This is a genomic window from Teredinibacter waterburyi, assembly GCF_001922985.1.
Lineage (GTDB): Bacteria > Pseudomonadota > Gammaproteobacteria > Pseudomonadales > Cellvibrionaceae > Teredinibacter > Teredinibacter waterburyi.
This window is the reverse complement of record NZ_MRUH01000019.1, coordinates 104,934-120,422: the sequence shown is the minus strand read 5'-3', so window position 1 is coordinate 120,422 and position 15,489 is coordinate 104,934. Positions and strand designations below refer to the sequence as shown.

The 15,489-nt window shown below is 46.7% G+C and carries 9 protein-coding genes; all 9 read left to right on the top strand.

The features are described from left to right. Positions 1-52 precede the first annotated feature (52 nt). The 9 genes from IDZ20_RS02080 (at position 53) to IDZ20_RS02040 (ending at position 15,455) form a co-directional block, all read left to right on the top strand. Entirely contained in the window at positions 53-1,042 is a 990-nt protein-coding gene (locus IDZ20_RS02080) for a DNA-directed RNA polymerase subunit alpha (protein WP_188149772.1), read from the top strand. Between the two features lie 86 nt (positions 1,043-1,128). Further along, positions 1,129-1,518 carry a 50S ribosomal protein L17 gene (gene rplQ / locus IDZ20_RS02075; RefSeq protein ID WP_188149771.1) on the top strand — a complete coding sequence of 130 codons (390 nt, stop codon included), beginning with the start codon at positions 1,129-1,131 and terminating at the stop codon, positions 1,516-1,518. Positions 1,519-1,947: 429 nt separating this feature from the next. Then, positions 1,948-4,167, top strand: a complete 2,220-nt coding sequence (gene malQ / locus IDZ20_RS02070) for a 4-alpha-glucanotransferase (RefSeq protein WP_188149770.1) — start codon at positions 1,948-1,950, stop codon at positions 4,165-4,167. A 90-nt stretch (positions 4,168-4,257) separates the two neighbouring features. Beyond that, positions 4,258-6,453, top strand: a complete 2,196-nt coding sequence (glgB, locus tag IDZ20_RS02065; RefSeq protein ID WP_188149769.1) for a 1,4-alpha-glucan branching protein GlgB — start codon at positions 4,258-4,260, stop codon at positions 6,451-6,453. 6 nt (positions 6,454-6,459) lie between these two features. After that, a complete protein-coding gene (glgX, locus tag IDZ20_RS02060; RefSeq protein ID WP_188149768.1) occupies positions 6,460-8,664 on the top strand; it encodes a glycogen debranching protein GlgX in 2,205 nt (734 codons plus the stop codon). A 169-nt stretch (positions 8,665-8,833) separates the two neighbouring features. After that, positions 8,834-11,287: a glycogen/starch/alpha-glucan phosphorylase gene (locus tag IDZ20_RS02055; RefSeq protein WP_188149767.1), complete on the top strand. Its 2,454-nt coding sequence runs from the start codon at positions 8,834-8,836 to the stop codon at positions 11,285-11,287. Positions 11,288-11,436: 149 nt separating this feature from the next. Beyond that, entirely contained in the window at positions 11,437-12,702 is a 1,266-nt protein-coding gene (gene glgC, locus IDZ20_RS02050; protein ID WP_188149766.1) for a glucose-1-phosphate adenylyltransferase, read from the top strand. A 109-nt stretch (positions 12,703-12,811) separates the two neighbouring features. Next, positions 12,812-14,380: a glycogen synthase gene (locus IDZ20_RS02045; RefSeq protein ID WP_245792054.1), complete on the top strand. Its 1,569-nt coding sequence runs from the start codon at positions 12,812-12,814 to the stop codon at positions 14,378-14,380. A gap of 241 nt (positions 14,381-14,621) precedes the next feature. Continuing rightward, positions 14,622-15,455, top strand: a complete 834-nt coding sequence (locus tag IDZ20_RS02040) for a substrate-binding periplasmic protein (protein ID WP_188149765.1) — start codon at positions 14,622-14,624, stop codon at positions 15,453-15,455. The last annotated feature ends 34 nt before the right edge of the window (positions 15,456-15,489 follow it).

Genomic DNA, 15,489 nt, shown 5'->3' with positions numbered 1-15,489 from the left:
TTTACTGAGCAGGTTTATCTCATTAGGAAAATTACCACTTACAGGTGTTTCTATGCAGAGTGCGGTTAATGAATTTTTGACTCCACGTCATATCGACGTTACTGAGGTAGCGCCGACTCGAGCAAGAGTAGTGCTTGAGCCGCTGGAGCGTGGCTTTGGCCATACACTCGGTAATGCTCTACGTCGTATATTGTTGTCTTCAATGCCGGGTTGTGCGGTTACTGAAGTTGAGATCGCTGGCGTTCAGCACGAGTACAGTGCGATTGAAGGTGTTCAGGAAGATGTGATTGAGATTTTGTTAAATCTTAAGAACGTAGCCGTAGTTATGCACGGTAAAGACCAAGCTGTATTGTCTCTTGTTAAGCAGGGCCCTGGCGTTGTGACTGCAGGTGACATTCAGTTAGATCATGAAGTAGAGATTGTTAATCCTGAGCTTGTGCTTGCCAATATTACCGGCAATGTAACGCTCGATATGCGCTTGACAGTCGGTCGTGGTCGCGGTTATCAGCCAGTTGATGCGCGCAGTTCCGATGAAGAAGAAACTCGCGCAATCGGCCGCTTGCAGCTCGATGCATCTTTCAGCCCTGTACGCCGCTTGGCTTATACGGTTGAGAGCGCGCGTGTTGAACAGCGTACAGACCTCGATAAGCTGGTATTGGATTTAGAAACCAACGGTACTATTGATCCTGAAGAAGCTATTCGTCGCGCCGCGACTATTCTGCAGCAGCAATTAGCTGTGTTCGTAGACTTGGAAGGCGAGAAAGAAGCTGAACCAGAGCAGAAGGAAGATCAGATCGATCCCGTGCTTCTGCGTCCGGTGGATGATCTAGAGTTAACCGTACGTTCGGCGAACTGTTTGAAAGCAGAGAATATTTACTACATTGGTGATCTTATTCAGCGCACCGAAGTAGAATTGTTGAAAACACCGAACTTAGGTAAAAAGTCTCTTACTGAGATTAAAGATATTCTCGCGTCACGTGGTTTGTCTTTAGGTATGCGTTTAGAGAATTGGCCACCTGCCAGTCTTAAAAACAACGACTAAATTATCGCGGTACCCGGAGCGTTTTTTAGCAGGGTATCACTGAAGAAAAGTTTGCTGAGATAGCAATCGGTTAAAGGGTTTGAGTCATGCGTCATCGTCAAAGTGGACGTCAGTTAAATAGAAATAGTTCTCACCGTAAGGCCATGTTTCGCAATATGGTGTCTTCATTGGTAGAGCACGAGTTGATCAAAACGACCTTGCCAAAGGCAAAAGAGCTGCGCCGGTTTGCGGAGCCTCTGATTACTTTGTCGAAGGTTGATTCAGTGGCAAATCGTCGTTTGGCGTTTGATCGTTTACGCAGTAAAGCTAGTGTAGGAAAGCTTTTCAACGAGCTTGGCCCACGCTACGAAGGCCGCCCAGGTGGCTACTTGCGTATTATGAAGTGCGGACTCCGTACTGGCGATAAAGCGCCTATGGCTTATGTCGAGTTGGTTGATCGCCCGCAGGTTGGCGAAGTAGTAGACGCCGCCGAGTAAGCTTAAATTCTGCAGGGGTCTGTCTCTGCAGAGTTTAGATTAGTTATGAGATACAAGCCTGTTACTTTCGTAGCGGGCTTTTTGTCGTATATTTTTGGCCTATTTATTTTCCACTCCCTTTCTTTGTTTGGCCAGCGGTATATCCCGCCGCGCCCCAAACCGCAGCATTTTTACCTTCATGCGCTGTTTACTGCCCAGTAATAGTGATGCTCGTCAATACCAGCCGATTTTATTGGCTCTGTTTGATCTGAGTATGCACCTCGATTAGCCACAGTTTGCTACTATTCCAATAGCGCAGAGGGCATCTATCTCGATGCCAATTAATTTTTGTACGCTTTGTCTTGTCATTTTACGTCAATGTTAAAAATACGTACTTGTTGGCAGTCTTGTTGCTTCGGTTAACGTGTGAATTTTTGAGACGGACTTTATATGAGCGATCTTGATCGGTTATTTTATTGGCGCGGCATTGCCGCAGACTACAACAATTATCGGGGCGAACACGTACAGGTTCCGTTGAGCAATAGGCTCGCATTACTAGCCGCTATGGGGCTGGATGCTTCGACGCCTAAGATTATCGCGGATGCGGCGTTTGAGTTAGATGTCGGGCCTTGGAAGCATTTTTTCCCTGAGTTGCAAACCTGCGTGTTGCATGAAAGTGTAGTGCCGAGCTTCTATATTAATCTTCATCCGGCGCGCCTATCGCAAACTTTGACTTGGGAATTGTTTGATCGCGGAGGTAGGTTAGTTGACACAGGGACTTGCTTGCCCAGTGATATGCGTGAAGTTGGTGATTATCAATACGAAGCTGTTCGCTATTCTCGCCGGCAGATATTAGTCGGCAACTTAGATCTCGGTTATTACGCGGTCAGGGTAACAATGCCTGCGACGAACGAAGCGCCTATACAGCCGGCTATTGCAGGAATATCTTGCACTCTAGCACTTGCCCCTAGTGCGGTTTATCAGCCGGCTTGGGTTGCAAGCCCAGACCAGCTTTGGGGGTTTATTGTTCAGTTGTACACGTTGCGTACGAGTAAGGATTGGGGGATTGGCGATTTTAGTGACTTGAGAGAGCTTATCGAGTTAGGTGTTGCGGCGGGCGTTGACCTGATAGGTTTAAACCCCGTGCATGCTTTGATGCCAGACATCCAAAATCATTGTAGCCCTTACAGTCCGTCAGATCGCCGCTTCATAAATCCGTTGTATATTGATCCAACTATTGAACTCGATTTTGCTGATTCGGCAAGTGTGACTAAAAAGCTGAAAACATCGCAATTTATACAGTTGTTGGCGCAGGTACGCGACTCCGAAAATGTCGACTACACAGCCGTTAAACAGCTTAAATATCAGGTTTTTGAGTTGATGTTCGACCGTTTTTTGTCGGAGGAGTGGCAGCAAGAATCTGTTAGGGCAAAACAATTACAGCAGTTTCAAGCGAAGAGCGGCATTGCGTTGCAGGAATTTGCGCTCTACGAGGCTGTCCATAATCGCTGGCAGGGCGCCCGTTACCTTGCGGATATTAGCCCTGAGGTGCTTGCCGCCGGAGCGGACAGTGATATTTTCATTACAGCGTTGAAGGATAATCAACACGCCGTACTTTTTCACGTATACATCCAATGGATGGCTCACCTGCAACTGGGAGCCTGCCAAGCCCTTGCTGTAAGTCTGGGTATGAAGGTAGGCTTAGTTCGTGATTTAGCTGTAGGTGCTGATGGAGGTGGCGCTGAGGCCGCAAGTCGTCCTTTACAATTCTGCCGAGGAGCATCTGTTGGCGCGCCGCCTGATCCACTCGCGGAGCAGGGCCAAAATTGGGGGCTGCCCCCTATGGACCCAGCGCATCTGCGCGCGACGGGCTATTCACACTTTATCGAGATTCTTCGCGAGAATATGAGCGCTTGCGGGGCATTGCGAATTGATCATGCCATGAGCCTCATGCGCCTCTGGTGGTGTCCACCAGGCTCTACCGCGGATAAGGGCGCCTACGTTTATTATCCATTCGAAGATATGTTGGCTATTTTATGCTTGGAGAGCCATCTAAATAAATGCACTATAATCGGAGAGGACTTGGGTGTCGTACCGCAAGAGTTTAGAGATGCGATTACCGCGGCAAAGATCTTCACTAATAGAGTGTTTTACTTTGAGCGGGAGCATTTCGATGCGTTTAAATCTCCCTTTAACTATGATCGCCACGCATTGGCGATGGTCAATAATCACGATGTACCGACGCTAAGCAGTTGGTGGGACGGTTCAGATTTACGCTTGCGTGATAGACTGAATATTTTCGAGGAAGGCGTAGACTATCAAATGATGGTTGAGCAGCGTAGCCATGAAAAGCATATGGTTTTTAATCTTCTAAGTGAACTCGGTAACTTACCCGACGCGTGGCAAGATAGAAATATGGAACGCGGCGCAGATTTTCAGTTAATAAGCGCAATTTTAGTTTGCGTCGCGAGCGTTTCGTCGCGCCTATATGTAATTCAACTCGAGGATTTGCTGTTGATGGCGGCTCCAGTAAATGTACCCGGCACCTATCAGGAATATCCGAATTGGCAGCGTAAGATAGCTGTACCACTCAGTACTATTTTTACTTCTCCTGAGGTGGTTGAAACATTGCAATTGATTGACCGCGTACGTAGAAGCAACCTTTGCTAGCGGGCGGTGCGCTATAAATTATGCGCGGGCCGTAATGTGCGCTGCGGTTTACACACTTAAGTTATAACAAATTGGAGATACGATCCTAAGATGGATACCCTTTCACACGACGTCATTCAGTCCATAGTCGATTCTGATTGCGAAGACATCTTCGCCTATCTCGGTTGCCATCAAGTAAGCCCCGGTTATTATGCTTTTCGCGCTTTTCTTCCCAACGCCGACAGTGTAGAAGTTTTGGACCAGAAGGCTGAAAAAACGCTTTTAGTTCTAACAAAACTTCACACCACTGGATTCTTTTCGAACGTGGCTCGGCTTGACGTAATTCCCCATTATAAATTGCGTGTTTGCTACGGCGAACATTGTGAAATTCTCGAAGACCCTTATCGTTTTGGCTCGAGTATCGGCGAGCAAGATCTCTACCTTTTTGGTGAGGGCACACACGAATCAGCTTATTCGTTTATGGGGGCTCATCTGTGCGACCGAGATGGTGTAGCCGGTTGTAGCTTTGTTGTTTGGGCACCTAATGCTCGCCGAGTATCTGTTGTCGGTGATTTTAATTTTTGGGACGGCCGTCGTCATATGATGCGTAAGCATGTTCCCAGCGGTCTCTGGGAGATTTTTATTCCCGGTGTTGCGGAGAATGCACAGTATAAGTACGAGCTGCGTGCTGGTGATGGATCGCTATTGCCACATAAAGCCGACCCCTACGGCTTTTTTGCGCAAGTACCGCCCGAACAAGCATCCTGTGTCTTTAATAACGATCGCTACCAATGGGGCGATCAAGAGTGGGGCGGTCAAAGACATCTCTATACCAAACGCGATCGTCCGATTTCTATTTATGAAGTACATCTTGGTTCATGGCGTCGTGTGCCAGAGGAAAATAATCGCTATTTAACTTACCGTGAACTAGCCGCACAACTTATTCCCTATGTAAAAGACATGGGGTTTACGCATTTACAGTTGATGCCAGTGAGCGAATTTCCTTTCGATGGTTCCTGGGGGTATCAACCCATTGGTATGTTTGCGCCTACTAGCCGTTTTGGTAGTCCGGACGATTTTAAATATTTTGTTGATCAATGCCACCAAGCGGGCGTTGCGGTGCTCATTGACTGGGTTCCTGGCCATTTCCCTACCGATCAGCACGGACTGGGTAGGTTCGATGGAACACCACTGTATGAGCATGCGGATTCTCGCCAAGGATTCCACCCCGATTGGAATACCTTTATTTATAACTATGGCCGAAAAGAAGTCTCCAATTACCTAATGGCAAATGCACTCTATTGGTTAGATGTTTTTCATATAGATGGTTTGCGAGTCGATGCGGTCGCATCCATGCTTTATTTGGACTACAGCAGGAAAGAGGGCGAGTGGCTTCCAAATGCTTATGGTGGACGCGAAAATCTTGAGGCTATAGATTTTCTCCGCAATGTAAATACTCGGGTATACCAGCACTTTCCTGATGCAATGATGGTTGCTGAGGAGTCTACCGCGTGGCCCGGAGTATCGCAGCCGACGCATTTTGGTGGCTTAGGGTTTGGCTTTAAGTGGAATATGGGCTGGATGAATGACAGTCTCGAGTATATTGCGAAAGAGTCTATCCATCGTCAGTACCACCACCACGATATGACCTTTAGCCTTTACTACGCATTTAGTGAAAACTTTGTGCTGCCGTTAAGCCATGATGAGGTTGTTCACGGCAAGCGATCAATACTTGGGCGGATGCAGGGCGATGCTTGGCAGCAGTTTGCGAATCTACGTACGTACTATTCTTTTATGTGGGCGCACCCTGGGAAAAAGCTGGTATTTATGGGCTGTGAAATTGCCCAGGGCGCCGAGTGGGATCACAATTCAAGCATAGCTTGGCATCAATTGGAGTTGCCGGAGCATCGTGGCGTACAACAGTTAATTCGCGATCTAAATCATCTGTATATATCTGAGCCAGCGCTGCATGAAGTGGATTGTGACGGGCTTGGGTTTGAATGGATAGAAGCTGATGACTACCACAATTCAGTATTTGCGTTTAATCGTAAATCCCGTAACAAAGAAGAAACCGTAGTCGTGGTTAGTAACTTCACGCCGGTTTATCGGGAGCATTTTCGTGTCGGTGTAAACGAGTCGGGTTATTACAAAGAGCTACTTAATACCGACGCAGAAATATATGGCGGTAGCAATAAAGGTAATGCTGGCGGCGTACAAACTGAGGCGACAGCGTGGCACCATCGCGAGCAGTCTATAGTTATAAACTTGCCGCCACTTTCGACGGTAGTTCTAAAGCTCCAGAGGTAGTATGTGATGCGCCCATTTAAAAATACCAAGGACTACAAAACACAGCGCGGTGATGCCTATCCTTTGGGCTCATCTTGTGTTGCCGGTGGCGTTAATTTTGCACTTTTTTCGGCTCATGCTAAGAAAGTTGAACTGTGTATTTTTGATGAGCTTGGCCGAGTCGAGCTAGCGCGATTACAAATGGAAGGCTGTACTAATGATGTATGGCACTTACATGTGGAAGGTTTGGGTGAGGGGGTTATATACGGCTATCGAGTTTACGGACCTTATGATCCGGCCCATGGCCATCGTTTTAATCCAAATAAAGTGCTATTGGATCCCTATGCGAAAAAAGTAGAGGGGGCTTTTCATTGGTCGAACTCAATCTACGGTTATAGCCCTGGCCATGCATTAGAAGATTTATATAAAGACGCTATCGATAATGCGCTGGATGTTCCAAAAGCGGTGGTTGTTTCGGATGAATCGTTAGCACTGCCTGCGAACGAGGTAGAGCCATCAGCAAATAAACCGAAAATTCCGTGGCATGAAACCGTGATCTACGAGACACATGTACGTGGATTTACGCAGTTGAATTTAAAGGTTCCAGCTCCAGAGCGTGGCACCTACGCGGGCCTAAGACACCCAGATGTCATTGCCTATTTAAAAGATCTGGGTGTCACCAGCGTTGAATTACTGCCGGTGCAGGGCTTTATCGATGAAAGTTTTTTAGTTAAGCAAAATCTCACCAACTATTGGGGTTATAACTCTCTTCATTTCTTTGCTCCGCACCAAGACTACTCTGCCAGTGGCGACCTGCTGGAGTTCAAACGCATGGTTAGTGCGTTTCACGAAGCGGGTTTGGAAGTGATTCTAGATGTTGTCTATAACCATACGGCGGAAGGGAACCACCTTGGTCCAACCTTATCGTTTCGAGGTATCGACAATGCCTCCTACTACGTTCTGCAGAATCACGATAAACGTTATTACGCAAACGATACCGGCTGTGGTAATACCTTAAATGTTAAGCATCCGCGCGTCCTCCAGATGGTGATGGATAGCCTGCGTTTTTGGGCCAATACTATGGGCGTTGACGGCTTTCGATTTGATTTAGCTACGGTTATGGGCCGTGAAGTACAGGGCTTTGATGGTGGTAGCGGCTTTTTCGATGCGGTTCGGCAAGACCCGATATTGGCGCGCTGTAAACTTATTGCAGAGCCGTGGGATATCGGCCCTGGCGGCTATCAGTTGGGAAGTTTCCCCAACGGCTGGTCGGAATGGAACGATCGCTTTCGTGATACCTGCCGGCGTTTTTGGCGCGGTGAACCCGGTGTGTTGCCAGAATTTGCGCGACGTTTACACGGTTCTAGCGACCTATTTGAACACTCGGGTAGGGCGCCATCGTCTAGTATTAATTTTATTACCAGCCACGACGGATTTACGATGCGTGACTTGGTTAGTTATCGAGACAAGCATAACGAAGCCAATAATGAACAAAATCGCGACGGCCATCATGCCAATTTTAGCGAAAATCACGGCGTTGAAGGTGAAACCGATGATCCTAAAATTGAAGAGTTACGTTTACGTCAGCAGCGTAATTTGTTGACCACACTGTTCTTGTCGCAAGGAACACCGATGTTGTTGGCCGGCGATGAGTTGGGACGAAGTCAAGGTGGGAATAACAATGCCTATTGTCAAGATAACGAAATAAATTGGTTAAATTGGCCGCAACTTAGTGAGTCGCAGCTGCAGCTTAAAAGCTTCGCCAAATATGTACTAGAGTTACGTCGTACTTATCCGCTATTAACATCCCTACGTTACATCCATAAGCCGGATGAGCCTGACGACGGCATTAAATGCATGGTGCGCTGGTTGAACCCCACGGGTGAAGAAATGCGTGATTCGCATTGGGTCGAGCAATATGTGCAATCGTTAGGTTGGATATTGGAACATTACCCTACCGCACAGGAAGTGGAGGATGGTGCGCGGCAGGACAAGTTCTACCGACCGGTACGGAAACTGATTTTATTTAACGCAGGTATGGAAACGATTCCCTTTTCTATGCCGACGGCAAGCAAGACGGATGCAGAAGCACCATTAGCTGCAAGTTGGAACTGCGTATTAGATACCTATTATTCAGACGGAAAACCACGAGAAGCAAATGTTAGTACTGATGCCGTGGTGAAACTGCACGGGAAATCCATACGGATGTTCATTGCAAATTTTTCACAATAGCGACAATTTCTAATGCTGGTTGGCTAAACTAGCTGACCGGTAAATGAATTTGCTATTGAATTCCTGTAAGGCATTTTCGCGGCGTGCGTTGTTTTTATGTTACTAGAGCCGCGACGAGCAAAACGGTAAAGAATAGATCGCAAAGAATAAAGCAATAAGGCGTAGACATATGGACGATAAAGAGAATCTGCCAATCCTAAGCAATAGCGTAGAGCAAGTAACCGCCGACTTACATAGACACTACAACTTTACTCTCGGTCGATTCGATAGCGACGACATGAATGGCTATATGATGACCGCATTAGCGCTTACCATTCGAGATCGCTTGATGGATCGCTGGCGTATCACCAAATTGCGGGGAAGTCGGCACAACGTACGCAAGGTGATGTATTTATCCCTCGAATTTTTGCTAGGGCGAAGTTTAAGTAATGCCATCTTAAATTTAGATATGGAAGAATCTATACGCGGCGCGTTAGCGGATTTTGGCAGCAAGCTGGAAGAGATTGAATCGGACGAGAAAGATGCGGGTTTAGGTAACGGCGGACTTGGTCGCTTAGCCGCATGTTTTATGGATAGTTGCGCGACACTGGGCTTGCCGGTCATTGGATACGGTATTCGCTATGAATACGGTATGTTTCACCAAAGCTTTCAGGAGGGACGACAAGTAGAGCAGCCTGATCACTGGCTCATCGGTGGTAATCCTTGGGAAATTGAACGACCAGGGCATACCCGTCGCGTTCGGTTTTACGGAAAAACAGAATACTATAACAATGACTCTGGTCGGCTATGTGCGCGCTGGATTAATACACAAGATGTTCTAGCTGTACCTTACGACATGCCGATTCCCGGCTATAAAAATGACAAAGTAAATACCCTAAGGCTGTGGAAAGCGGCCGCTACCGATGAGTTTAATTTGCAAGAGTTTAATGCTGGCGACTACGCGGATGCTGTCGCTGAAAAAAATCTTGCTGAACAAATTACCATGGTGCTTTATCCCAACGACTCCAGTGAGAATGGGAAAGAGCTACGCCTACGCCAACAATATTTTCTTGCCTCAGCCAGTTTGCAAGATGTAATAGCTGATTGGGTGATGTTGAACGGCGAAGAGTTTAACGATTTTGATCAGTTCAATTGTTTTCAGCTAAACGACACTCACCCGACACTGGCTGTTGCAGAATTGATGCGTTTACTGATCGATGACCACGGCATTGGTTGGGACGAGGCGTGGCGTATTACAACACGGACCATGGCATATACTAATCATACACTTCTGCCCGAAGCTCTCGAGAAGTGGCCGGTAAGACTATTTCGTGAATTATTGCCGCGCTTGTTGGATATTGTATTTGAAATTAATGCGCGCTTTATTGCCGAGGTCGCTCATCGCTGGCCTGGCGATACCCAGCGGCAGCAGCGTATGTCGATCATCGAAGAGGGTGACGAACAATATGTCCGTATGGCCTACTTGGCAATCGTCGGCAGCTTTTCGGTTAACGGTGTTGCAGCACTACACTCGCAGCTATTAACTACCGGGCTTTTTAAAGATTTTTATGAGCTCTGGCCGGACAAATTTAACAATAAAACTAATGGTGTTACGCCTCGTCGTTGGTTGTCGCACTGCAATCCTAACCTTGGTTCACTCCTTAATGAAGCGATCGGTGATGGCTGGCGAACAGATTTGACGGAGCTAGAAAAGCTTCGTCCACTCGCCGATGATACGGAATTTCAAAAGCGTTGGTTTGACGTAAAGCAGCGCAATAAGCTGCCTTTAATTGAGCGCGTAAAAGATAAGTGTCGAGTTGATTTTAGTGTTGATAGTTTATTTGATGTTCAAGTTAAGCGCATACATGAATACAAGCGACAGCTACTTAATATTCTTCACGTTATACACCTATATGATCGAATTACTCGCGGTGACACGGAAGGCTTGGTGCCGCGCTCGGTATTACTGGGTGGCAAGGCAGCTCCAGGCTATGCCTTGGCAAAGTTAATCATAAAGCTTGCTAATAATGTTGCCACTGTTGTGAATTCGGATGAGACGGTATCGCCTTGGCTCAAGCTTGCTTTTCTGCCGAATTATCGCGTTACTTCCATGGAAGTCATATGTCCGGGCACGGATTTGTCGGAGCAAATTTCTACCGCTGGAAAAGAGGCTTCCGGTACAGGTAATATGAAATTTATGATGAACGGTGCGCTGACTATCGGTACCTACGATGGCGCCAATATTGAAATTCTTGACGCCGTAGGTGCCGACAACTTTTTCCTTTTTGGATTGAGGGTAGAGGATATCCCCAGCTTCAGAATGCAACATGATGCAAATGCTATTATCGCCGAAGATCACGACTTGAATAGAGTCATGCAGTTGTTAGAGTGCGGTCACTTTAATATGTTTGAACCAGGTATTTTTGACCCTATTATACAAACTGTTCGCAACCCTCAAGACCAGTGGATGGTTGCCGCAGACTTTAGAAGTTTTATAGACGCGCAGCAGGATGTTAATGTGGCCTATAAAAACCGTAGTCGTTGGGTGAGATCAAGCATATTGAACACTGCCGCTAGCGCGCAGTTTTCTAGTGATCGCACCATTGCAGAATATGCGCGAGATATTTGGAAGCTACCGTTATAATTAATGTTTACGACTGCTAGCTTTTATATGTAACTTATATTTTGAGCGCAAGCCGTGGTGTGATTGTATCAACCGCCGTTGTAGCTCTTTAAACCAATACTTCAGTGTCTATTAGAGATTTTGCATTGAGGGAAACTAGGAGAATGACAATGTTAGATCCGAATTCACGCTACGTAAGTCGACTTACTCGCGACACTATGGCGTTGATTCTTGCGGGTGGCCGCGGCAGTCGACTACATGAACTTACCGATTGGCGAGCGAAGCCGGCATTGCATTTCGGTGGAAAGTTTAGAATCGTTGATTTCCCCTTATCGAACTGTGTTAACTCCGGTATACGTAAAATTGGGATTTTAACGCAGTACAAAGCTCACTCGTTAATTCGCCACGTTATTCGCGGTTGGAGTCATTTTAAGAGAGAGCTGGGTGAATATGTAGAGGTGCTGCCGGCATCTCAGCGTTATTCTCCCAACTGGTATCAAGGTACCGCCGATGCAATTTATCAGAATCTTGATATTATTCAGGCGGAGTCGCCCAAGTATGTAATGGTGCTGTCTGGCGATCATGTATATCAAATGGACTACGGTTCAATGTTGGCGTATCACGTTGAGTCTGGAGCGGATTTAACGGTTTCCTGTATTGAGGTACCGATTGAAGAAGCTGCTGGGTCGTTTGGTGTTATGACTGTAGATTCAGAAAACCGCATCATGAAGTTTTCTGAAAAGCCAAAGCATCCAACGGAGCTAGCCGATCATCCTGGGATGACTTTAGCATCGATGGGTAATTATATTTTTAATACTGAGTTCCTATTCGACCAGTTGCGCAAAGATGCAGAAAACCCCGATTCAGAACACGATTTTGGGAAGAATATTATTCCCGATATTATTGATACCCACAATATACGTGCATATCGTTTTCGAGATCACGAAACCGATGTACCTTCCTATTGGCGGGATGTTGGAACGCTGGATTCATTTTGGGAAGCAAACATGGAGCTTGTTTCGCCCTCACCACAACTCAGCCTGTACAACAACGATTGGCCGATTTGGACTTATCAGCAGCACCTGCCACCGGCGAAGTTTGTATTTGATGACGATGATCGACGCGGCTATGCGGTTGACTCTATGGTGTCTGGCGGTTGTGTTATTTCTGGCGGAACGGTTAAAAACTCCTTGTTGTTCTCAAACGTTCATATCCACTCATACTCTACCGTTGAAGAGTCAGTAATTCTGCCTGAAGTGGAAATTCATCGGAATGCGAAAATAAAGAAAGCCATTATAGATAGTTCCTGCATTATTCCGGATGGAATGATTATTGGACATGATCATGAACACGATATTGCACGTGGTTTTCGAGTTACTAAAAAAGGTGTGGTGTTAGTGACGCGAGAGATGCTGGGGCAGCATCGACCGCAGTAACGCGGGTTTTTTAGAAACCTTAACGACCATTTAAAGATAAGAGCGAATAAATTGCCTGCACCCTAAGCAGGCAATTTATCATTCAAACTCCAGTATTTAGCAGAATAATATGAATTCGAAAAAAAGAATTTTAATGATTGCCGCGGAAAATGACGCCTTACCCGGCGCTAAAATTGGAGGCGTTGGTGACGTTTTGAGAGACCTCCCGCCGGCTCTGGTAGCTGAGGGTTTGGATGTTGATGTCGTTGTTCCCTCGTATGGCTTTTTGGCTAGATTACCGGGGCTTGAGAACTGCGGCAGTTTTGTCGTTTTATTCTCCGGTGAAGAGCGCGAGGTTACGCTGCTCAAAGTCCCTGGGCTGCACGGCGGGTCTAGCCAGTATATCTTGCACCATCAAGCATTTGCACCGTCCGGGGAGTCGGTCTATTGCAATGATCCTCCCTCTCGCCCCTTTGCAACTGACGCGACAAAATACGCGTTCTTTTGCTCCGCGGTAACGCAAGCGCTGGTAGCAGGATTTCTGCCAATTCCCGATGTCTTGCATTGTCACGATTGGCACAGCGCCTTCTTGTTAATTCAGATTCGTTTTGACCCAGCGTTACATTTACTCAAAAGTATCACCACAGTATTTACCATCCACAACTTGGCGATGCAGGGTGTGCGACCTTTCTCTGGTGATCCGTCTGCTTTCCAAGCTTGGTATCCAGAGCTTCAGTATGACGCCGCAGAGATTTGTGACCCGAAACTTACCCACTGTATTAATCCGATGCGAGCCGCGATTCGACTTGCTGACATGGTGCATACCGTATCACCCACTTACGCTCGTGAAATTTTACATGCGAGTGATCACCGGCTGGGTCACTATGGTGGTGAGGGCTTAGAGCGAGATTTACAGTTGCGGTCCGAACAGGGGCGCCTTTGCGGCATCATCAATGGCTGCGAGTATCCTAAGGGGGTTCGTATCGCGGCGCCGGCGAAAAAGAAAGTTGTCGAACTGGCGCAGAGCTGTTTGCTCAAATGGGCCAGCCGTTCGCCGGTATTGGCAAGTGCCCATTGGTTAGCCGAAAAGCGTCTTCAGCAATGGGGTGTAAAGAAGAGCCGTGGATTTACGCTTACCTCGGTAGGAAGAATTACCGAACAAAAAACGCGTTTGCTTATGACCCGGATTAATGGCAAAACGGCACTCGAACAATTGTTAGAGTCACTTGGCGATGCGGGGCAATTCATTATGTTGGGCAGCGGCGACGCCAGCATGGAAGCATTTTTTGTTAAAGTAAGTGGCGACTATAGTAATTTTATTTTCTGTAATGGCTATTCGGATGATTTGTCGCAAATGCTTTATCGGTATGGTGACTTATTTTTAATGCCCAGCTCATTTGAACCCTGTGGTATTAGTCAAATGCTGGCGATGCGAGCGGGGCAGCCTTGTTTAGTAAGTTGTGTCGGTGGTTTAAAAGACACAGTTGATCATCATAAAACCGGGTTTTGTTTCGGTGGTGAGGGTGTACGCGAGCAAGCTCAAAATATGATTAGTGAATTTACAACATCGCTGAATATGTTTCAGCACGACAATGAGCATTATCGCCAAATCGCCAAATGCGCATCTGAGGTGCGTTTTACTTGGCAGGACAGCGCTACATCTTACATTGATCAGCTTTATCATGGCGCGAGAAAGTAGCTCGCTGGCGCGTAAGTTGCGGTTTACTATTGTCACCTCTACTTTTTTTAAAGCGCTGTTCCCCCGCGCCACAACGGAGCGCTTAGTTCGATGGCTGTATCGGTGTGTAGCTGGCTATGCGATAATTCGGCACATATTTTATTATGTAGCTTAACCTATTGTTTCTTCCGCCTTGCTCTGCACTATTACTATGACCTTATCTAACCGAACGTTTCATGAAAGCTGTTGGCGGCGATCGCTTGTGGCTGATATTGCGACGTTTTTCATTGCTTTGCTCGGCTTTTTCTCTGCTGGTCCTTTATCTGCGGAATCTATTCCTGCTCCAGAGGTGTTGCGATTAACATTGCCGCCGATTGAAGCTTCTTCTACTGGGCATGCACAATATTACCCACAACTTCTAGATTTGGCGCTCGAGAAAACCCGAAAAACTCACGGTGATTTCGAATTGCGCTTCTACCCCAAAATACTCTCTTCTGCACGGCTGTTTAAAGAGTTGGAAAAACGTGATGGCTTGGTCGATCTGCTGTGGAATATGAGCAGCGACGATCGTGAGAGCCGCGTGCGGGCGATTGAAATTCCTCTTCTGAAAAACTTAAATAGTTACAAAGTATTTCTAGTTCAGGCGGAAAACAGAGATATCCTAAAGCACGTTAAGTCGATGGACGATTTGGCAAAGTTTAGGGCTGGTTTGGGCACAAGTTGGCCGGATGCCGACGTATTCAGACGCAATAAATTGCCTGTGGTAAATACATCGAATTACGAATTGCTATTTGCTATGTTGACGAGCAAACGATTTGATTATTTTCCGCGTGGCCTTCATGAAGTTTGGGGAGAGGTTGCGCTGCATACAGATCAAGATATCGTTGTTGAACCTTATGTGATGTTGCATTACCCCGCGCCGTATTATTTTTTTGTGCGAAAGAACAATACGGCTTTGGCAGAGCGAATTGAGTTAGGTTTGATGCGGGCAATTGAGGATGGCAGCTTCGATCGTTTGTTTATGAGCATCCCTTCATTTAAACGCGGCGTGGAAGAATTGGAACGTTCCGGCCGCCGCGTTATCGAGCTACGTTAAGGGCTAATTAATTTAAGCTACGGGCTAAGGTTTA

Bases quoted from the DNA above. Each gene is read 5' to 3' on its own strand.
- IDZ20_RS02080 (WP_188149772.1), top strand. From the start codon at position 53: ATGCAGAGTGCGGTTAATGAATTTTTGACTCCACGTCATATCGACGTT.
- rplQ (WP_188149771.1), top strand. From the start codon at position 1,129: ATGCGTCATCGTCAAAGTGGACGTCAGTTAAATAGAAATAGTTCTCAC.
- malQ (WP_188149770.1), top strand. From the start codon at position 1,948: ATGAGCGATCTTGATCGGTTATTTTATTGGCGCGGCATTGCCGCAGAC.
- glgB (WP_188149769.1), top strand. From the start codon at position 4,258: ATGGATACCCTTTCACACGACGTCATTCAGTCCATAGTCGATTCTGAT.
- glgX (WP_188149768.1), top strand. From the start codon at position 6,460: ATGCGCCCATTTAAAAATACCAAGGACTACAAAACACAGCGCGGTGAT.
- IDZ20_RS02055 (WP_188149767.1), top strand. From the start codon at position 8,834: ATGGACGATAAAGAGAATCTGCCAATCCTAAGCAATAGCGTAGAGCAA.
- glgC (WP_188149766.1), top strand. From the start codon at position 11,437: ATGTTAGATCCGAATTCACGCTACGTAAGTCGACTTACTCGCGACACT.
- IDZ20_RS02045 (WP_245792054.1), top strand. From the start codon at position 12,812: ATGAATTCGAAAAAAAGAATTTTAATGATTGCCGCGGAAAATGACGCC.